Below are 18,297 nucleotides of genomic sequence, written 5' to 3'. Positions count from 1 at the left end.
ATGATTGCAGATAATGTAACCGAGACCCTTTTTATCGAAATATCGCTCTTTTCAGTGCTGTTGCTTGTTTTTATGCTGTATAACAATATTGTATTGTATAAAATAAGCTTGAAGGATAAGCTATCTGTTGTCCTTTTATCGTCTATTGTACTTGCGGTTTTTGATGGAATTTGGCATTTTGTCGATGGGAATGTTGAACTTAGGCTGTTGAATTATGCCTGTGGCTATGTTTTTGCGATCAGTTTCGTTTTTGCTACATCGATGTTTGCGTGGTTCAGCCTAGAACGTTTTGAATTGACTTTAAGTTCAAAAAAAATGTATGCCCTACTTTTTGTAGCCCCTACTATTCTTACCGTGTTTTTGTGTCTTTCGACTCCATGGACTGCTTTAATATATTCTCTTGATGAAAGTTGTAGTATTCAGTACATGGACTTGTTTGAATATTTTCTTGCTCCTGTATGTTTTCTTTATATGGGTTCTTCGATTTTTCTTGCAATCTATTACGTAATAATGCATCGTGAAAAGAAAAAAGAAAAGGTTGCTTATGCAAGGAATTTGCTGATATTTGCTGTAATAGGTGTGGGGGTACAATTATTGCAGGGTTATATCCTTGAAATTGATGAGAATTATGTGGTGACGAGTCTTTCCTGGGCAATAGGTTTTGTGTTCTTTACGACAAACGTGAATACGGATAGGTTTGTAAAAAGCCGTGAAAAAATGGCTGCGGTGGAGTCCGATTTACAGTTGGCCGCAAATATCCAGTCGGGTGCGCTCCCTACGGTGGTGCATGCGTTCTCGAAGCATCCCGAACTCAATGTTTTTGCATCAATGACCACGGCAAAAGAAGTGGGCGGCGACTTTTACGATTTCTTTGAAATAGATGATTCGCATATTTGCTTTGTGATTGCTGATGTCTCGGGCAAGGGCGTTCCTGCAGCTCTTTTTATGATGGTTGTGAAAACGATGATTCGAGACCACGCGTCCATGAAGCTTTCCACGGCAGAGATTTTTAATGACGTGAATCGCCTTTTGTGCGAAAACAATGCTGAAGAAATGTTTGCGACAGCCTGGATTGGTATTCTCGATACTAACACCAGGATTATGAAATGTACCAATGCGGGGCATAATGCCGTATGCTTTGCCAAAAAAGACGGCTCGTTCGAGTTCCTGCGGCAACGCCATGGGGTGTTCCTTGCCGGGTTTGACTCTACGCAATATAAGGAAGCTGACATCCAGTTTGAAAGCGGTGATTGTTTGTTCCTTTATACGGATGGACTCACCGAGGCTCACAATGTTTCCGCTGAACTTTACGGTGAAGAACGACTTTTGAAAAAATTAAATTCCATCGAAATTCGCGGCGGTGAAAAATTCTTGAGGGAAATCTCGGATGACGTGAATGTATTCTCTGAAGGAACAGATCCCTTTGATGACCTTACAATGATGGTTATCAGGGTTGACTAGAACAAATGCTTCCACTGGATGCCTAACGTGTAGAAAATCCATTCCCTGCCGCTGTAGGTCATGAGGGGCTCGTATTCGTCGTCTTTGTATTTTTCATGAAAGCTTCGGCGTGAGCGAAAATCTAAAAGTATATAGAACTTGTCTGTCTTGCTGAACGTGATTTCTGCTGTAGGCCAGATGTCGATGGTCATAAAGTCGCCTTTGTAGTTTGACGAATAGTCGCCGAAATCACTGGATTGGAAATTGCCCCAAAGCGTAGCGCCCACGCCAATCAGCGAGAGCTTCAGTGGCATTTGGTATCCTAAAAGATATTCCTGTTCATAGACCCAGCCGCTCGCAAGACCTTTGGATGCCTGCCAAAGCCAGACCTCTTTATCGGTTCCAGTTATGTTTTGGTATCCCGCTTTGAAAGTGGCGGTGGCGACGACATGGTGCCAGTCGCCTTCCCAAAGAGCCGCCAAGTCAAACATGAGGCATGCGCTTGCCCAACCGTACAAGTACCAGTGCGCAAATGGAGTCAAGTCTCTGTAAGCGGGTTTGGATTCGTTGAACTCCGCCATTCCTTGGAATAAGTCGCCGATGTTCCAGCCTGTACCTGCCGTACCGCCAATGGCGAACTCTAAAAATGCAATGGGGGAGAGTGTCACTGAGGCGACTGGCGCTATCGTCACAGGTGAAATTTCTAAACCGATGTTGAATGTCACATGGTTTTCTGCAGTGAATTCATCGGAACCGCGTAAAAAGGGGAGCGTGTAGGCGGCATCGAATTCAACGATTCCTTCTACACCGTTATAAGCTCCGCTCACTCCTGAAAAATGGCTAGAACCCGATTTGTGGTCTGTTTTGGGATAATACGCCGCCGATGTAGTCGCTGAAAGCTCCCATGGCGACTTTTCCTGGGATGTTTTTTCTAAAGCGGAGTTTTCTTCTGCAAAGAGCGTGCTGCTAAGTGCAATAAAGATGAGTATAAATTTCTTTTTCATAAAAAACCTCCACAAAAAAACATGGAATCCGTTTTAGAACGAAATTTTTCCTTTGAACGTAATGCTGCTGAAGTTGCGGTAGTCGCCGAACAATCCTTTCTTGTGGTCAATACCTCCATAGTATAAGTCGCCTATAGCACTTAAAGTAATGGCGTCGTTTAGTTTGTAATCGATTTCAAGTTCTGCTGCGCTAGAAAATGCACGCAAATCAAGTGCACCCGAAGCCATGAGCGTTAACGTTTCGTTCAAGAGCGTTTTTTCGACACTCAATGTTGCCTGGTGTTCAAAGCTTTTGCGGTCAATCGCATTGTCGTGGTCGAATACAATGTCTGCAACATATTGAGCGGTTATAGTCCAGCCGCTTGGAGTCCAGTCTAGCCCTGCTAGGCTTATGAGCTGGTGTTTTTGCAAACTGGATTTCACGTTTTTTCCGCTGAATTGGCGTTGCATTTGATATTTCGCCGTCGTTTGAAAATGCCGTTTCGGGAAGTACGCTTCTTCAAGACGGATGACGAATTCGCCTACGGGAATGGCGGCATCGAGGCCAATCATCATCATGCGTTTGTACTTGCCGGAAATATCAATTTCAAAGATGTCATCGTAAATACTTGAGTTGTCTTTGGCATCCGCAGAATTGTATATGACCATGTTGGGTCTGTATTTGAAGAATGGAGTATCGTCCCAGCCGTAAAAGTAATACAGCGACACGTCTGCAAAAGTGGTGTAGGCACTCGCCCTGAATGCATATTCGCTGTTGGAAACATGTTTTTTAGGGTGTTCTAAATCGCGGTAGTCCTCCGGTGCGTAAATTCTAATCCCATCTACGTTTGCAGGGAAAACTTTTGCTTTGAGCGGGTTGCCTTTTGCAAGCGGCAGAATGCTAGGCGTGAAGAACGGAATATAATACACGTCCGCTTGAATTTTTTCAGTCAAAAGCGAAAGACGCACGGCATCAATCCCAAGTCTAGATTCATTGTAATCGCTTGCGACAAAGCTGGCTTCGTCTTTAGGACAAATGACATCTGTTATTTGGATGTCGTCTGCTTTGCCCCACGAGACAATTTGACGACCGACTCTGAGGGCGAGCATTTCGCCTTTCCAGTCGATGTAAGCTTCTTTCAGCTTGAGTGCAAACGAACCATCGTCAGAGACAAGTGCGGAATATCCATTTGCGGATTGGCTCCCCAGTGCATCGTGAATGATTTGTGCGTTCACGACAACCGAAGCTTCGTCAAGATAAGATTTTATGGTGCCGTCAAAAATGGTCTGGCCTAGCAAAAAGTCGCCCTTGTTTTCGTGTGTATGCGGCAAACCGACTCCCATTTGAGATGAAAGGTTCCCCGAAAAATTGAGTTCTTGAGCGAATGATGGTAATGCGAAGGTTGCACCCAACGTAAAGCATGCTAAGATGAATGAATGTGATTTCATACGTCCTCCTTTTCTTTACCGAATGGTTTGACCACATTTAACAATGCCGGGGAAATGGTGTAATCCGCAAGCAGGGCACCGGCAAGGCCGAAAATGACTAAAACTCCAACGATGAACAAGAAGCGCATGGGGCTAAACAGGTAAACCGTGAACATGGCGCAAAGAATCAATGTTGTAAGGAACATGGACTTGCCGATTTCGCGGAAACAAGATTCCATCGCTTTACTGTAAGTTCCGTACTTCTCAAGTCCCATTTTAAGGTGCGTCGTCAGGTGGATGGTGTCATCGACGGCGATGCCTAGAATCATGGGCATTACAGTCACGGTACCAAAGTCAAGAGCGTAATCCATGTATCCCATGACTCCGCCAACAAGGATGACCGGGGCGATGTTTGGAATCATGCTGATGAGTCCTGTTCGTATGCTTGCGAATGCCGCGATAAGCATGAAGGCGATAATGATGATTGAAAATCCGATGGACTTGATTCCGCCAAAGACTGTTCGGTTGCTCATTTCGGCGTATTGGATCATGTCGCCAAGCAGGCTACATGGGCTTTGGGGAAAAGTTTCGATAACTTTGTTTGTATGGCGGCTACGTTGTCGCGGGCTTCTTCGGTGGCATAGCGGCTCATGTCAATGTTGACGGTTGTTATCTTGAAATCTTCGTCCATGAAATCATTGAAGTCTTCACGCATTTCAATAGACGAAAGCTCCATAAGCTGAGCCAGCACGTAATCGTCTTCGGGAACTTTGTAAAACTCCTCTTTCCCTTCATTCAGGGCGCTGTTCATTTCTTTCAAGATGCTTGTGACCGAAGAGACTCGTGCTTTACCGCCAGACCATTTGGTGAGCGAGAGCGTTCCTAAGAATTTTTCGAAATCCAATAACGCATTCATGTTTTGAGGATCCTTGAATGCACCCTCCTCATCGAATTGAATCATGACCGAGTAACTGTAGCGGTTTCCGAGCTTGGCGGCGAGCATCTCTTTTTGCTTTTGAACGTAAGGCATTTTTTCACCCGATACGGCATCGTAATCTACTCGTGCGGTGATTTTAAATATTCCAGGGATGAATGCCGCAAGAACAAGAATCGAAGTAATGATGATAGGCCATCTCTTTTTTTGAACAAATCCAGCCCAACGAGAGAAATGCATGTCGAGCTTGGTTGCTCCCATTTCGTTTGCAGTATCTGGAGCGGAATCTTTGCCGAACGAGAGCAAAATCGGAATCAGTACCGATACATAAATATAAATGGCGAACACTATAAGGGCTGCCGTTTTGCCCATCCACGAGAGCGGCTTCATATCGACGAACAAGAAACTCACGAAGGAGGCCATGGTCGTTATGACGGTGAACAGCACGGACCATCCGCATTCCTCGACACACATGACAACAGAATCTTTGCGTTTGCCCGTGCGGCGGAAAAACAGCTTGAACATGTTGATGTAATGCACTGAATAGCCGACTGCAAGGGCCATGCCAAGAACGATGGGGAGCGAAATGAGGGTTGAATCTGCCTTGATTCCAAAGAAGGACATTGCCCCGAGTACCGAAGCGATAGCACCAAGGGTAGCAAAGGCTGGCACGATAACGCCGAAAATATTGCGCAAGAATAGGGCAAGGAATATAAGCATCACGACAAAACCGAGCATGACGCATTTACCGTATTCGGGAACGTCGTAGCGTTCCTCTTTTGCGTCTTCGTAAGGAACTCCGCTTCCGTAAAGTTTATAACCGCTACTTTGGAATTCCTCGCTTTCGATAATTTCCATAAGCTTGTAGCCGATGGCCAAGGTTGCTTTGTCTTTATCGCCATTGAATTGTTCATCGAGGGTTTTGCCTTCGAACGGCAACAGCGATAAGAAGATCCACGATTCTTTGCCGTTGTCGCTAACAAGCGAATTGATAAGGGCGTTCGTCTGTTCGCTGCCGCGCATCACGAGTGCACGTGCCTTGGCGAGTTCCGCCGAATCAGAAGGTATGCCGTCTTTAAAAGGCTTCTTGACTTCGAAACCTTCTTCGTTTCCGACAGGAATATCGACTTCGATAATTGAAGTCAGGCGGTCTGCAAACGGAATTTCGTCTCGCAAACGGTTGCCGATGCGGTCTATCACTTTCAGCATGTCTTCGCTGAACAAGTCGCCGTCGCCCTGTTTAATGACAAGGACCCCGATCCCGTTCAGGTTCCCGAAAACATCTTCGTATTTCTTTTTGTTGATTGTTATTTCGTCTGAACCGCCAAACCATCCTTCGTCTCCAAGAGAAAAAGAAAACTGGGTTAAACCCATGCAGCAAATCAAGGTGATGATGGTAAAGACGGCGAGTATTGCCCAACGGAAACGAATCTGTGCTTGCCCGATTTTGCCGAAAAATTGATTCAGGCGACTGACTTGCATACTTGTATCCTATTTGACGAGTTCTCGTTCCAGAGCGCTTACCGTAAAGAAACTCGTGTTTACGGCTTCGTCGTATTTAAGGTCCTTGACTTCGTAGATTGTTTTGTGGTTGGACTGGACGTTGGTCATGGTCATTTTCTGCGTTGTCCAGTAGCCTTTGACCTGCTTGATATTTTCGCAAATGAGCGTTTTTTGGAGACGGTTCTGCTTGTCGTAGTATTCGCCTTTGTAGGTGACGTAGGTTTTCTTGTCAACCCAAGTGACGCGGCGGCTTACTTTCGCTTTGGAATCCTTCGCCTTGGCTTCGAGAATCCAACAATCGACTCCGTTCACTTTTTCTGAACCGAGAATGGCGAAATCGTCCTTGGAAAGGCTGCGGTTTCCCAAATCGTCGTACGTGAAATCGGTTCCCTGGAAGTCGTCATCCTTGCTGGAACCCGAAATGCGGCGCACCTTTTTCATGGCGGGGAGGTAAATCCAGCTGTCGCTATCGACGGTGGAGCCGTCGGCCTTGTCGGGGTAGTCGTAGGAGAGGTAACTGATGCCTGCAACATCCCTTGGAGTCTTGAAAACGAGTACCGTTTTGTCGGTTGTTCCCTCTTTCATGGTGTAAGACACAATTTCGCGGTTGCGGTTTTTGCCGTTTTTGTCAACCAGCGTGATAGAAATGATGCTGGAAGATGTTTTGCCGTTAGGCAAATCGTGGACTTTTTTGGCAATTTCGTTTGCTGTTTGGGCGAAGATTGCTGAAAAGCATAGCAAACCAGTAAAGAATGATTTAAAAAACACTTTCTTCATGAAATTCCCCTTCTGAATGTTGTAAATATATTACGAATCGGGCTGGAATGAAATTTTTTTTCCAAGTAAGTCCATTTTTTTTATTCCAACTAGGAATAGCGAGTTAACTTTTCTATTTTCCTAATACCTAAAACCTACAACCTACGACCTATGAAAGAATACGCTCCAGCTAAAATCAATTTGTTCCTCGATGTCATCCGCAAACGTGAAGATGGTTATCACGATTTGGGAACTGTTTTCCAGACGGTTGACGCGGGCGATACCGTCGAAGCGACGCTCCGCGAAGATGGCGAAATCCATTTGACGTACAACGAACCGCAGAACTATCCGCTGGAATCTGACCTCGTGTTCAAGGCGGCGAAAGCTCTCAAGGAATATGCCAATTGTACTCTCGGTGCCGATATTCATTTGACAAAAGTGATGCCGCTGGGGGCCGGTCTTGGCGGTGGCAGTGCCGATGCCGCGGCGACGCTCCGCTTGCTCTATCGCTTGTGGAATTTGGACCTCCAGATCGAAACGCTTGAAGCTATCGGTGCTCGTCTCGGTGCAGATGTGCCGTTCCTCGTTCGTGGTGGAACTGCTTTTGCTGAAGGCATTGGCGAGCGTTTGACGTTCGTGGAACCGCTGGACCTTCCGGAAGGGGCAGCTCTCCTCATCGCAACTCCGCTTGATGCGGTCCCGACCAAGGACGCTTATGCGGGTGTTCCGAAGTCTGGGCCCGACCGCTGGGAGCAGTACAAAGCGGCGTGGGAATCAAAAATGAATCCTCCGTTGTGTGGAGATCCTATTGCTGAACCGCCTTCGGAAACGTTTAAGCAGATTGTCAATCCCGAAATGTGTTTCAATGCTTTCGAAATCTCGGTTTTCCCGACGCATCCGCTTGTTGCTGAAATGAAGCAGAAATTCATTGAATTTGGGGCTAAGGTTGCTTTGATGTCGGGTTCCGGGGCCTCCGTTTTCGGAATTTTCGAGACCCGAGAGCTTGCCGAAAAGGCTGCCGCTGCCCTGAAGCCGATTTCTCGCTACCAGACCGTCACCAAGTTCTGGCATAGGTGATGTTAGACGATAGGCGAGTAGGTTGCAAGTTGAGCGTCGCGACGATGAGTTTACTCATCGGCATGACCGAAACGTAGCACCTGACGCCGGAGGCGTCAAAGACGAGAGAACGCCGCTTCTCCACAAAGTGGATAACAGCAACTAAGGCAACAAGTTGCCAAGTTTTGTATAGCGGCTACAGACGAGAGATTTGGGCTATGGGGTATGGGGTCGCATCTGCGGTGCTTTGGGCTTTGGGCCAAAGTAAAAAAAATGTATCGGCAAAGAGATCCGCGTAAGAAGATCCCGGAACTAGTCCGGGATGACATTTTTAACTTCCTACTGTTTACTAACCACTAACCGCTAACCACTGCCTACAGTCTACTTCCTACCGCCTACTGTTTACAAATCCCTAATCACAAGACTTTACTGGATCCTTCCCCTACGGGTCAGGATGACGGTTTCTGCATGGATCCTATCGGCTGACGCCTCCAGGATGACGATCCCAACTGCCTACTGTTTACTAACCACTGTTTACTAACCACTAACCACTGCCTACTGTCTACTTCCTACCGCCTACTTCCAAATTTTTTTACCTTTTTTTGCACGCTTGTCTTTGAAATTCTCCATCTTTTTACTATCTTTGTCGCACCATTGGGGTATCGTCAAGTGGTAAGACAACGGATTTTGATTCCGTTATTCGTTGGTTCGAGTCCAGCTACCCCAATGAATTTTTTTTATCTAATGGAGATAATACAATGGAACTCACAACGCTCAAAGCTACCTCGAGAGTGCTAGGTGCAAACCGCGAAAACGCCCGTTTGCGTAAGGCTGGTCAGATTCCGGCCGTCTATTATGGTAAGGGTATCGAAGCTCAGAACCTTTCCGTTGCTGATACGGATCTTCGCAAGGTTCTCGCTCCGGGCAAGCGTTATACGCTTTTGGACCTCGAAATCGACGGCAAGGCTGGCAATCCGGCTATCGTCTATAACGTCCAGAAAGACGCTATCACTCAGAAAATCATCCACGTAGACTTCATCAAGATTGCCGAAGACGAATTCGTCAAGGTTCGCATCCCGGTGAAGCTCTCTGGTCTCCCGATTGGTGTGAAGACTCAGGGTGGTGTTTTCGCTCAGGAAGCCCGTTACCTCGTGCTCGCTGCTAAGCCCGCTTGCATCCCGGCTGTCCTCGACATGGATATCTCCAACTTCGAAACGAACGTGACCTTCTACGCTAAGGATTTCAAGCTTCCGGAAGGTGTTCAGCTCGCTTCTGTTCCGCGTACCGTTATCTTCTCGATTTCTTCTAAGTCCAAGAAGAAGGACGCTGCCTCTCCGGCTGAAGCTGCCGCCGCTGCTGCTCCGGCTGCTGCACAGTAATCCGCACGGAAAGCTGAAAAGCAAATTTGAGACCTGTCCCTTTGCGGGGCGGGTCTTTTTTTAATGTAAAAAATGAAAATGGCAGGTCTCTTTCGAAACCTGCCGATGGATGTATTATGAGGAGTGTGTTATTTTGTATTTGAAATTCGCACAGTTTTGTGGCTAGATTTGATAACGTAAATGCCACTAGGCAGATTTATGCGTACTTTATCCCATATTTTTTGCATTGTACGATTGCTTGTTTGAAATGAGGTCACTTGGTTTCCGAGAACATCGTAAACGGAGTAGGCTTGCGATGAATTTGTGCGCTGGCTGAATTTAGGCAATGATGTTTTTTCTTTGGCCGGAGCAAATTCAATCCAGTCGAGGTTGAAATATGGCTTGTCGATTCGAATCTTGAGCACATGGTCGCCTGCTGTAATTGATGGCACGGTTGTTGTGACTGTTTCAAATTTTTTCCAGTCGCCGGTGTTAGGCACCATGATTTTTGCGATGTCTTGATCATCGACGAGAATGGAGAAGAACGTGCTATCGCTTGGCGACGATACGCGTGCGATAATGTCGAGCGAATCGTTCTTGGATACTTTTACCGTATAACGTAACCAGTCATTAGCGTATCCCCAGCCGTAAATAATCGCATCGCCTGCACTGTCGAGGCCTGCGTTGTCATCGCGGTAAAGGGCGTTCTCGTTTTCAACATCGGTGTCCAAGAATCCCTGACCGTTGCCGCCTTTGTCGTAATTTTCCACTTCGATTTTTCCGGGAATAACAAGCGTGTCTTTAAACGGTTCTATCGGATCGGGTTTCTTGAGTTCGATTTTGCTTCCGTAGCCAGCGGCGACAATGTTGGCTTGTACTTTATCGTCAATGGAATCTGGAGGGTTGCCGATGGTCATGCATCCTTCGAAGAACGTGCCTGCGCCGCCGTCGCTGCCGTCGCCGCCGTTGCCAAGGACGATGGCTCCTTGGAGCTTGCGCGGGCTGTAGCCTTGTTTGCGCGGGCCATCCCACATGGTGGTGAGTTTTCCTTCTTGCGCACTGCCGCCTTTCAGCTTGAATGTGCCGTCGTTAGGGCCTTTGAGCATGGCTGTTGCATAGTCGGCATCGATGGTTTGTGCGTCTGGCCATGGGGTAGTGTGCGTTCTGCCCCACATGTATCCGGCGTCGTTTCCTTTGAATACGCCGTCTTCCAAGTCGGCGGCGACCCAAGGGCCTGTGCCTTGTCCTGGGCCGCCCCAGTCCTTGTCGTCTCCAAAATAAATACATTCCATTGTTCCCGGGCCGTCGTCATTGCCGGTAGTTTCTGCGTTGCCGTAGTTGAAACAGCACATGTCGTTGTAATGCCTGCCATCGACCACCATGTACATGGATTCTTCTTCGTCGCCGGTGGCGACTCCTTTGGTTTCGTTGTTGCGGTAACCTGTAGAAGACCATGCGTCGCGATAAAAGCCGTAGGCCTTTCGCCCGTTGATGTAGATGGGAGCCCTGTCGGCAATCGCTTCCTTGCCGCCTTCTTTAAGCCAAAAGACGGGTGGCGATTTTTTCAAATCGTTTTTGTAACTGCTTTGGTCGTAAATAATTGAAATTGTGCAAGTAGAGCCTGCACAGAAATCGTCTTGCACGGAAGATTTGACGTAACCTCCCATGGTTTCGACCGGAATGTCCTTGGTGGCGCCATCGGCACGGCGAACTTGATAAAGGTTGCCGTTGTAATTGCCGAACAAGGCTCGTGTTAAGCTATGCGCGGCAACGCATGGTGTGTTGGCTCTCGCGTAGATGTCGCACGGACCTTCGTTTGCGAAAGCGGTTATCATTGCGGGCATCAACAATGATGCAATCATCGAAGAAATCTTGTTTTTCATCCTAATATCCCCCTTAGGTTGCTTGTCACTCTGAACATGGCCATAAAGCCATTGTGACAGAGTAAAAATTATTTCCAGAAAAAACGGTAATTTTCCTTTTTTGCAAGTTTCCATTGTATTTTTTTCAATGGCGATTATCTTTTCTAGGGTGCTTTAGAGGAGTGAATTGGTTATTTTCTAAAATGGATAAGTCTCACTTCCAAGAGTTTGCCTATGCTGAACATTGCCGAAATTGGTGACTATAGGGATTTGCTCAAGAATTACTATACCCAGCGCAAGCTGGATATGCCGCTGTATTCCTATAAAATGATGGGGCTAAAGCTTGGGCTAGAAACGAGCCAAATGTTCCGCGTGCTGAACAAGGAACTTCATTTGCCCAACCGCAGTATTCCCTTGGCAAAGGATTTGCTGGATTTGAAAGGCCGCAATGGTGAAATTTTTGAAATTCTGGTGGCTGCTTCCAAAACGAAATCCCCTGCAAAAAAAGATAAGCTTTACAAGATGGCGCTTTCGCTCCAAGATGTGGATTTGCGCAAGTTCAGTGCCAGCGAGTACCTTTTTTTGAGCAAGTGGTGGATTCCCGTAGTGCGTGCCCTTATCGAGATGAACGGCGGCCATGCCGAGGTTTCGCGTTTGGTCAAGCAAATTTCGCCTGCGGTTTCGGAAGACCAAGTGCGGGAAGCTATTGCCGTGCTTAAAGACTTGAAGCTTATCACTCCGCTTGCATCTGAACGTTATGCCGCGACAACTGCAAATTTTACGTCGGCAGGTTCGCCTACGAAAACAGCGGCTATCCGCAGTTATCAGAACCAGCTTTTGGCGCTTGCGCAGAACGCGCTTGTCTCTGTGGAACCTTCTAAACGCAATATCTCGTCGCTCTTGGTGGGGGTAGATGACGACTGCTTCGAGGACTTGAACGAGATGACGCTAGAATTCAGACGTCAGGTGCAAAAAAGAGCCGCAGAAGTAAAAGTGGTGAATCGTGCCATGCAATTCGTATTCGCTCTTTATCCGGTTGCTGAAATGTCTGATGAACAAACTAAGAAAGTGGGGGCGAAATGATGAAAAAACTGTTTTTGCTCCTTGCTTTTTTGATACTTTGTGCGTGCTCTGATAAAGATGTTGCGGGCATCAGTACGGTCGAAACCGAAAACGCTTTTTTGATTCGCGTTGTTCATGAAAATTCGATGCCGGCATCCAATGTGGTCGCTCGCGTCCGTTCTGCTGATTTTGTACGCAATGTCGTGGATGATTCCACTGAGACTTCGTTTTTTAAGGAGTACAAGACGGATTCCTTGGGATGTATCCGCATGGATAGCCTCGATGTAGATACTGCTATGATTGAAATTATAGATAAAGGAGAAGGTGTCGTAAGAAAGATTGCCGCTAGAGATGTGCAGGAAGGTGATTCTGTCCAGTTTGTTTTGGAAAAAACGGGAAGCCTGCATGGAAAAGTGTATTTGCCGGAAGGAGTAGATTTCGCATGGATCCAGGTCTATGGAACAGACCGCCTTGTCAAAACCGATAGCAGGGGCTTTTACGAGATGGATTCTTTGGCTCCGTATGATGAATATGGCTTACAGATCATTATCGGCGATACCGTGGTCCAGCAATCCGCAGAGGTCAAGATTGGAGGCAAAACATCATCCAATGTCTATGCGTTTGAACCGGATTCTGTCAAGGTCTTGGATTTTGAAATGGGAAAAGCGGAGTTTGTTTTGGAGGAATTTGATTTGCGTGCAACGGGTTATCTGATGGTTACGGACACAAGTGTGGTGACGGTCCCTGCTATCAGTGATGATGCGTCTGATGCGGTTGAGCATGCGGGCGCGGGCCGCGAGGGCAAGGCTCTCCATTGGAAATCTTCTGCAGGGTTTGGTGTTTGGTCTATTTTTGGAATTTGGATTTGCACTGAAAAATCGCCATGCGATTTGACGGAATTGGATTCTGTCGTTTATTATGTTCGCGGAACGGGTCATTATTCTTTTGCGTTCGAAGCCTTGGGGAAGACGAACGTGGAAGGGAAAACTTTGACAGACGATACTCTTGATGTCGCCAATGAATGGAAACGTGTTTGCGTAAAGCCATCGGACTTTATCGGACCGGATAGCAGCTGGGGCAATTTCGGATGGGACGCCGTGAAAAAGACGGTGACGACCATTTCGATATTGGCCTATGACGAAGCGGAAATTTGGATAGACGATATCACGCTTTACGGCATTAAACCGAGCGAATTTGCTGCTAAATAACTTTATCAGTAACAATTCGCCATTCGCCGGGTTTTAAATTACCAAGCGGAATGTTTCCAATCTGCACTCGGATGAGGCGGAGCGTGGGGAAGCCTACAGCAGCGGTCATGTGCCGAACTTGGCGGTTCTTGCCTTCGATAAGCGTCAAGCGGACCCAGCTGGTGGGAATGTTTGCTCGAAAACGCACGGGCGGGTTGCGGGGCCAAATCCATTCCGGAGCTTCGACGATTTCGGCCTTGCAGGGCTTGGTATGGTAGCCTTTGATGTCAACGCCTTTAGCGAGCTTGCGGACTGCTTCTTCTGTGATTTGTCCATCGACTTGTGCGAGGTACGTGCGTGGATGCTCGAATTTTGGATCGAGTAGTTTTTTGATGAGTTTCCCGTTGTCGGTCAAGAGTAAAGCGCCTTCGCTGTCGTGGTCGAGGCGGCCTGCGGCATAAACTCCCGGCGGAAAACCGAAGCTATCCAAGGCGGGATGGCCGGATTCCGGTGTAAACTGGCTCAAGACCCCGTAGGGCTTGTTGAAAATAATTACGGTTGACATGTGCACAAATGATAAAAAAAATTATATTAAGGCCATGATTGATATTTATGCATTGTCGAAAAATCCGCTAGTGTTTCAAAAGCCGAGAACGATAACTTCGGCTTATATTGATGTGTCTGGAAAAATGGGGCTTGCGCAAACGGTGCTCATGATTCAGGACAACATTACTGAAAATTTTGGTGCCATGAAAATGGACAATTTTGGCGTGAAGGAAAAGGGCGGCTTTTGGGTCATTTACAAAGCCAAGTTCAAGTTCCTCAAGCGTCCATATTGGCGCGATAAGGTCGTGACGACTTCGTTCCCTGCCGATAACCAGCTCATACGCCTCAACGAAAATACTGCGATTACGACGGTTGAAGGTGAACCGATTATTTTTGCAAAACAGGAAATGTGCTGTTTGAGCCTTGATCGCCATCGCCCGATGCGTCTTTCTGCGGTGGATTTCCCGACGGAAGGATTCCCGGAAGCGTTTATGACGGATGATTTTGACCGCTTTAACGTGAAGCCCGAAGAATATCAAGAAGTTTATCAGCAAAAGGTGCTGCCGCAGCATATCGACATGTCGCACCACATGAACAACATCGAGTATGTGAAGCTCGCGTTGAACGTGTTTAGCGCTTCGGACTTGGAACTTTGCATTCCGTCAGAGCTTGAAGTGCATTACTTGGGTGAATCCGAGGAAGGGCAGACGCTGACCGTTTTCCGTGCGGACCACAACGGTGCGACTTACATGCGGATTCTTGACGAAACGGACCGCCCCGTCTTCGAGATGAAACTCAGAATGATGTAAAAACTTTGTTCTGGCGATGTCATTCCGGCCTCCGTGCCGGAATCGCATTCTTGCTTATCCTAAAATTTGAAAGAATTCTGGCCGGTGAAAGTCCGGCTTTTCTGTTTCTATCGGGAATGCGCTGAGGTAATGGGGCGTGTTTGCCTTGTCAGCACATTTGTAGAGGTTTCCGCGAAGCGGTTCTTTAAATGACTTGATTCCGAAAATTTCGGCAGGGATTTCAATGGTCATGCACCAATAGACGGAATCGTCTTGAATGCTCGGCGCGGATCCTGAACGCTTGATTTTGGCAATCGTTTCGAGCGGGAGAGTTTGTCTGTTTTCTCGGCCAGATCCTCGTGCGGCAAGCACAAAGCCGCGGCTAGTCGTTTCGAAGTTGAAGTATTCGGCGGGGGTGTCCGGATTCTGCAAAAAAACTTCGACGCAGGAATCTTCCCAGCTGCGTCCGTTGTCTTCTTGAACGGCGGCTCTGTAGCAATCCGCAGGTTCTTCGACTGTAAATTTGACGATGACGCTGTTCGGCGTTTGCGAAAACTCGGCTGTGACCATCGGGTGGATAATTCCCTGGTTGGCCGTCCATTTCATATTCGGTTTTAAAAGCATGATTATAAGGTAGTAAATAGTTGTTGGTTGTTAGTCATTGGTTATTAGTCATTAGTTGATTATTGAGACTACAGATTTTCTGATGACCACTGACTGATGATTATTGACTAATGCAAATAAAATATTAAAAATTCATTACTTTATATAAACTGAAAAAATTGATTAATCACTGATTTAATCAATTAATCACTTTTTTTTACTTATAAAATTGTTGAAATTTGCCTAAAAACGCCATTTTTCTTGTTGGCACGGTTTTTGCAATATGTTTTGCGATCCCGCAAAGATGCGAAGAAATTTTTTGCGGACAATCTTGAAAAATCAAAAAAATAGGAGGCCGATATGGCTATGGAAAACGAAAAAAAAGAAAGAAGTTACAATAACGTAACTGCTGCATTTGATTGCCTTGCCGTGACGAACGTGCAGGTGTTTCCGTTCAAGGAAGGAGCGAATCTCGGGCACATGAAAGGGCTTGCAACGATTGTGCTGAACGACCAGATCCAGATTCGCGGGCTTCGCGTGATGGATGGTGAAAACGGCATGTTTGTGGGATATCCGAACGATCCGTTCTACAAGGGCGAAGACTACCGCAGTATTTGTTTGCCGATTACGCGCCAACTGCGTGAACATATTGAAAACTGCGTGCTTGAAAAGTATCAGGCCGCAGTCGCTTAAGTCGTAGTCGCTCAAGGTAGGTTTAATTTGTTTCGTAGAATCCGTTCTTATTGCTTGTATGGAATAAAAGCTGTTCCCGTCAGTGTCGAAGTCGATGCTTCTCAAGGTTTGCCAGGCTTTACGCTGGTGGGGCTTCCGGACAATGCGGTGAGGGAATCCCGTGAACGAGTCGTTTCTGCGATTCGCTCTATTGGGAAAGTGGTGACGGGGTTCCGTACAACGATAAACCTGTCTCCGGCGGATTTGCGAAAGGAGGGGAGTGCATTAGACCTTCCGCTGGCGATTGGCTTGCTTGTTTCGACGGGCGAGATTGCAATTGCTCAGCTGGAACGCTACGTTTTTGTAGGTGAACTTTCATTGGATGGTTTGTTAAAGCCAGTTAGAGGAGTGCTATCCATCGCAATGAATTTAGCTGTAGAACGCGGTAGCATTCTTGTCATTCCGAAAGGTAATATGCAAGAAGCTTCGCTGGTGGAAGGTCTTCATTTTGTTTGTGCGGATTCGCTTAAAGAATGCGTTGAAATTTTGGAAAGCAATTCAAGTCAGGATGTGCATGTTGCAAAGGGAATTGCGTCATGCTGTACAAACGTTGACGATGGAATTCCTGATTTTAAGAATGTGGTGGGGATGGACGGCGTTAAGCGTGCTTTAGAAATAGCGGCTGCAGGGGCGCATAATTTTTTGCTGATTGGGTCGCCGGGGGCAGGCAAAACGCTTTGTGCAAAATGCTTGCCGGGCATTTTGCCCGAAATGACGGAATTGGAAATCTTGGAGACAACGCGCATTCATTCGTGTGCAAGGCGTTCTGGGGATTCTGATGAATTTAGACCGGTGTTGTCGAGACCGTTCCGTGCGCCGCACCATTCTGCGTCGATGGTTTCGCTAGTAGGCGGAGGCACGCGGCTCTTGCCGGGGGAGGCGAGTCTCGCTCATAATGGCGTTCTGTTTTTGGATGAATTGCCGGAGTTTAACCGCGGTGTTTTGGAAGCGTTACGCGAACCGATGGAAGACGGGAAAATTTCTGTTAGCCGTGCAAGCGGAACGGTGGTGTGGCCCGCTCGATTTATGATGGGCGCTGCGATGAACCCGTGTCCGTGTGGCTATGCGATGGATCCGAAGCATGAATGCACTTGCTTGCCCGAAGCGCGTAAACGTTATCGTGAAAAAATATCGGGACCGCTCCTAGACCGTATTGATATACAGGTGAGTGTCCCTCCTGTAGATGCCGCCTTGTTTGCCGTTCGGGGAGGTGGCGAGTCTTCTGCGGAAATCCGGAAACGGGTTTCTGTGGCGCGGGAAATACAGCGGGAGCGGTTCCGTAATCTATCGTTTAAGTCCAATGCCGAAATGTCATCGGAGTATGCGCGGAGGTTTGCTTCAATGACTTCTGATGTAGAGCGTTTTGCAGTTTCTGCCGCAACTAAAATGGACTTGAGCGCTCGCGGGTATTTTAGGCTGTTGAAAGTTGCCCGTACAATTGCTGATTTGCGTGGAGCCTCTGCAGTCGATATCATGGATCTCTCTGAAGCCTTGCGATATAGAGCATTTAGAGGGTAGTGACTAATTCGGATTTTTTTTTGTCATTCTCGACCAGTCATCCTCGGAGCAAAGCGTAGGGGATCCATAATTTCTTGTAATACGTTTGGGAGGGAATCCAGAAAAATATTATATGCCAGTGAATATGCAAAAGAAAGGTTTTACATATATCTTATTCAATAAAAGAAACAGAACGCTCTATGTTGGTGTGACTTCTGATTTAAAAAAGCGGATTTTAGAACATAAGTCCAAAATCATTCCTGGATTCACGAAAAAATATAATGTGGACAAATTAGGTTATTTTGAAGAATTTTCGTCAATTCGATTTGCTATAGAAAGGGAGAAAAAAATAAAACGTTTGTATCGGTGCGATAAATTACGCTTAATTGAATCAAAGAATCCTAAATGGGAGGACCTTTTTGAATTTTTGATTTAAGGACATGAAGCCCTGGATCCCCTCCCTGACGGTCGAGGAAGACAGCTTTAGGAGACACTGCTTCCACTTTCCACTTTCCTACTTCCTACTTCCTACTGCCTACTGCCTACTTCCTACTTCCTACTT

17 protein-coding genes and 1 tRNA gene are annotated in these 18,297 nt (G+C 46.9%); 10 read left to right on the top strand and 8 right to left on the bottom strand.

Translation table 11 applies throughout. The annotated features are described in order from the left end of the window. Complete coding sequence (locus tag IKG78_RS02435) at window positions 1–1,461, top strand: PP2C family protein-serine/threonine phosphatase (RefSeq protein ID WP_290938793.1); 1,461 nt, start codon at window positions 1–3, stop codon at window positions 1,459–1,461. Here the strand turns inward: IKG78_RS02435 and IKG78_RS02430 are convergent. Genes IKG78_RS02430 through IKG78_RS02410 form a run of 5 tightly spaced genes read right to left on the bottom strand, consistent with a single transcriptional unit; the run spans window position 1,458 to window position 7,065 of the window. After that, window positions 1,458–2,444 carry a hypothetical protein gene (locus IKG78_RS02430; protein WP_290938791.1) on the bottom strand — a complete coding sequence of 329 codons (987 nt, stop codon included), beginning with the start codon at window positions 2,442–2,444 and terminating at the stop codon, window positions 1,458–1,460. The two genes, IKG78_RS02435 and IKG78_RS02430, sit on opposite strands and share 4 nt — an antisense overlap. A 33-nt stretch (window positions 2,445–2,477) precedes the next feature. Continuing rightward, entirely contained in the window at window positions 2,478–3,872 is a 1,395-nt protein-coding gene (locus IKG78_RS02425) for a DUF1302 family protein (protein WP_290938789.1), read from the bottom strand. After that, complete coding sequence (locus IKG78_RS02420) at window positions 3,869–4,384, bottom strand: MMPL family transporter (protein ID WP_290938787.1); 516 nt, start codon at window positions 4,382–4,384, stop codon at window positions 3,869–3,871. Before IKG78_RS02420 ends, IKG78_RS02425 begins: the two co-directional genes overlap by 4 nt. A gap of 14 nt (window positions 4,385–4,398) precedes the next feature. Beyond that, window positions 4,399–6,267 carry an MMPL family transporter gene (locus IKG78_RS02415; protein WP_290938785.1) on the bottom strand — a complete coding sequence of 623 codons (1,869 nt, stop codon included), beginning with the start codon at window positions 6,265–6,267 and terminating at the stop codon, window positions 4,399–4,401. A 9-nt stretch (window positions 6,268–6,276) separates the two neighbouring features. After that, window positions 6,277–7,065: an outer membrane lipoprotein-sorting protein gene (locus IKG78_RS02410; RefSeq protein WP_290938783.1), complete on the bottom strand. Its 789-nt coding sequence runs from the start codon at window positions 7,063–7,065 to the stop codon at window positions 6,277–6,279. Between the two features lie 150 nt (window positions 7,066–7,215). Here IKG78_RS02410 and ispE point away from each other — a divergent pair, with 150 nt between their 5' ends. The 3 genes from ispE (at window position 7,216) to IKG78_RS02395 (ending at window position 9,479) form a co-directional block, all read left to right on the top strand. Then, window positions 7,216–8,121, top strand: a complete 906-nt coding sequence (gene ispE, locus IKG78_RS02405; protein WP_290938781.1) for a 4-(cytidine 5'-diphospho)-2-C-methyl-D-erythritol kinase — start codon at window positions 7,216–7,218, stop codon at window positions 8,119–8,121. A 634-nt stretch (window positions 8,122–8,755) separates the two neighbouring features. Further along, window positions 8,756–8,827: transfer RNA gene (locus IKG78_RS02400), tRNA-Gln, on the top strand. Window positions 8,828–8,858: 31 nt separating this feature from the next. Next, window positions 8,859–9,479 (top strand): 50S ribosomal protein L25, encoded by a 621-nt coding sequence (locus IKG78_RS02395; RefSeq protein WP_290938779.1) that lies wholly within the window; start codon window positions 8,859–8,861, stop codon window positions 9,477–9,479. A gap of 128 nt (window positions 9,480–9,607) precedes the next feature. On the opposite strand, the gene IKG78_RS02390 is transcribed toward IKG78_RS02395, so the two are convergent. Continuing rightward, the gene (locus tag IKG78_RS02390; RefSeq protein ID WP_290938777.1) at window positions 9,608–11,341 is read right to left on the bottom strand and encodes an arabinofuranosidase catalytic domain-containing protein; all 1,734 of its coding nucleotides are present in this window, start codon (window positions 11,339–11,341) and stop codon (window positions 9,608–9,610) included. A 213-nt stretch (window positions 11,342–11,554) separates the two neighbouring features. Between IKG78_RS02390 and IKG78_RS02385 the strand changes: the two genes are divergently transcribed. Continuing rightward, complete coding sequence (locus IKG78_RS02385) at window positions 11,555–12,403, top strand: DUF4423 domain-containing protein (protein ID WP_290938775.1); 849 nt, start codon at window positions 11,555–11,557, stop codon at window positions 12,401–12,403. Then, window positions 12,400–13,590, top strand: a complete 1,191-nt coding sequence (locus IKG78_RS02380; RefSeq protein ID WP_290938773.1) for a hypothetical protein — start codon at window positions 12,400–12,402, stop codon at window positions 13,588–13,590. Before IKG78_RS02385 ends, IKG78_RS02380 begins: the two co-directional genes overlap by 4 nt. On the opposite strand, the gene IKG78_RS02375 is transcribed toward IKG78_RS02380, so the two are convergent. Beyond that, window positions 13,583–14,134 carry a pseudouridine synthase gene (locus IKG78_RS02375; RefSeq protein ID WP_290938771.1) on the bottom strand — a complete coding sequence of 184 codons (552 nt, stop codon included), beginning with the start codon at window positions 14,132–14,134 and terminating at the stop codon, window positions 13,583–13,585. The two genes, IKG78_RS02380 and IKG78_RS02375, sit on opposite strands and share 8 nt — an antisense overlap. 34 nt (window positions 14,135–14,168) lie before the next feature. Here IKG78_RS02375 and IKG78_RS02370 point away from each other — a divergent pair, with 34 nt between their 5' ends. Next, window positions 14,169–14,924 (top strand): acyl-ACP thioesterase domain-containing protein, encoded by a 756-nt coding sequence (locus tag IKG78_RS02370; RefSeq protein WP_290938770.1) that lies wholly within the window; start codon window positions 14,169–14,171, stop codon window positions 14,922–14,924. 54 nt (window positions 14,925–14,978) lie between these two features. On the opposite strand, the gene IKG78_RS02365 is transcribed toward IKG78_RS02370, so the two are convergent. Further along, complete coding sequence (locus IKG78_RS02365) at window positions 14,979–15,509, bottom strand: carbohydrate-binding family 9-like protein (protein WP_290938768.1); 531 nt, start codon at window positions 15,507–15,509, stop codon at window positions 14,979–14,981. Window positions 15,510–15,866: 357 nt separating this feature from the next. On the opposite strand from IKG78_RS02365, the gene IKG78_RS02360 reads away from it, so the two are divergent. The 3 genes from IKG78_RS02360 (at window position 15,867) to IKG78_RS20280 (ending at window position 18,171) form a co-directional block, all read left to right on the top strand. Then, complete coding sequence (locus IKG78_RS02360; protein ID WP_290938766.1) at window positions 15,867–16,199, top strand: SpoVG family protein; 333 nt, start codon at window positions 15,867–15,869, stop codon at window positions 16,197–16,199. 27 nt (window positions 16,200–16,226) lie between these two features. Continuing rightward, entirely contained in the window at window positions 16,227–17,756 is a 1,530-nt protein-coding gene (locus IKG78_RS02355) for a YifB family Mg chelatase-like AAA ATPase (protein WP_290938764.1), read from the top strand. 124 nt (window positions 17,757–17,880) lie between these two features. Next, window positions 17,881–18,171 (top strand): GIY-YIG nuclease family protein, encoded by a 291-nt coding sequence (locus tag IKG78_RS20280; RefSeq protein ID WP_366074616.1) that lies wholly within the window; start codon window positions 17,881–17,883, stop codon window positions 18,169–18,171. Window positions 18,172–18,297: the final 126 nt, after the last annotated feature.

Source organism: Fibrobacter sp., from assembly GCF_017545445.1.
Taxonomy (GTDB): Bacteria; Fibrobacterota; Fibrobacteria; order Fibrobacterales; family Fibrobacteraceae; genus Fibrobacter.
This window is presented reverse-complemented; position numbering and strand designations above follow the sequence as displayed.

Coding starts and splice junctions, on each gene's coding strand:
- IKG78_RS02390 (WP_290938777.1), bottom strand. CDS start 11,341: ATGAAAAACAAGATTTCTTCGATGATTGCATCATTGTTGATGCCCGCA.
- IKG78_RS02425 (WP_290938789.1), bottom strand. CDS start 3,872: ATGAAATCACATTCATTCATCTTAGCATGCTTTACGTTGGGTGCAACC.
- IKG78_RS02420 (WP_290938787.1), bottom strand. CDS start 4,384: ATGAGCAACCGAACAGTCTTTGGCGGAATCAAGTCCATCGGATTTTCA.
- IKG78_RS02415 (WP_290938785.1), bottom strand. CDS start 6,267: ATGCAAGTCAGTCGCCTGAATCAATTTTTCGGCAAAATCGGGCAAGCA.
- ispE (WP_290938781.1), top strand. CDS start 7,216: ATGAAAGAATACGCTCCAGCTAAAATCAATTTGTTCCTCGATGTCATC.
- IKG78_RS02360 (WP_290938766.1), top strand. CDS start 15,867: ATGGCTATGGAAAACGAAAAAAAAGAAAGAAGTTACAATAACGTAACT.
- IKG78_RS02395 (WP_290938779.1), top strand. CDS start 8,859: ATGGAACTCACAACGCTCAAAGCTACCTCGAGAGTGCTAGGTGCAAAC.
- IKG78_RS02375 (WP_290938771.1), bottom strand. CDS start 14,134: ATGTCAACCGTAATTATTTTCAACAAGCCCTACGGGGTCTTGAGCCAG.
- IKG78_RS02430 (WP_290938791.1), bottom strand. CDS start 2,444: ATGAAAAAGAAATTTATACTCATCTTTATTGCACTTAGCAGCACGCTC.
- IKG78_RS20280 (WP_366074616.1), top strand. CDS start 17,881: ATGCAAAAGAAAGGTTTTACATATATCTTATTCAATAAAAGAAACAGA.
- IKG78_RS02370 (WP_290938770.1), top strand. CDS start 14,169: ATGATTGATATTTATGCATTGTCGAAAAATCCGCTAGTGTTTCAAAAG.
- IKG78_RS02435 (WP_290938793.1), top strand. CDS start 1: ATGATTGCAGATAATGTAACCGAGACCCTTTTTATCGAAATATCGCTC.
- IKG78_RS02410 (WP_290938783.1), bottom strand. CDS start 7,065: ATGAAGAAAGTGTTTTTTAAATCATTCTTTACTGGTTTGCTATGCTTT.
- IKG78_RS02385 (WP_290938775.1), top strand. CDS start 11,555: ATGCTGAACATTGCCGAAATTGGTGACTATAGGGATTTGCTCAAGAAT.
- IKG78_RS02365 (WP_290938768.1), bottom strand. CDS start 15,509: ATGAAATGGACGGCCAACCAGGGAATTATCCACCCGATGGTCACAGCC.
- IKG78_RS02380 (WP_290938773.1), top strand. CDS start 12,400: ATGATGAAAAAACTGTTTTTGCTCCTTGCTTTTTTGATACTTTGTGCG.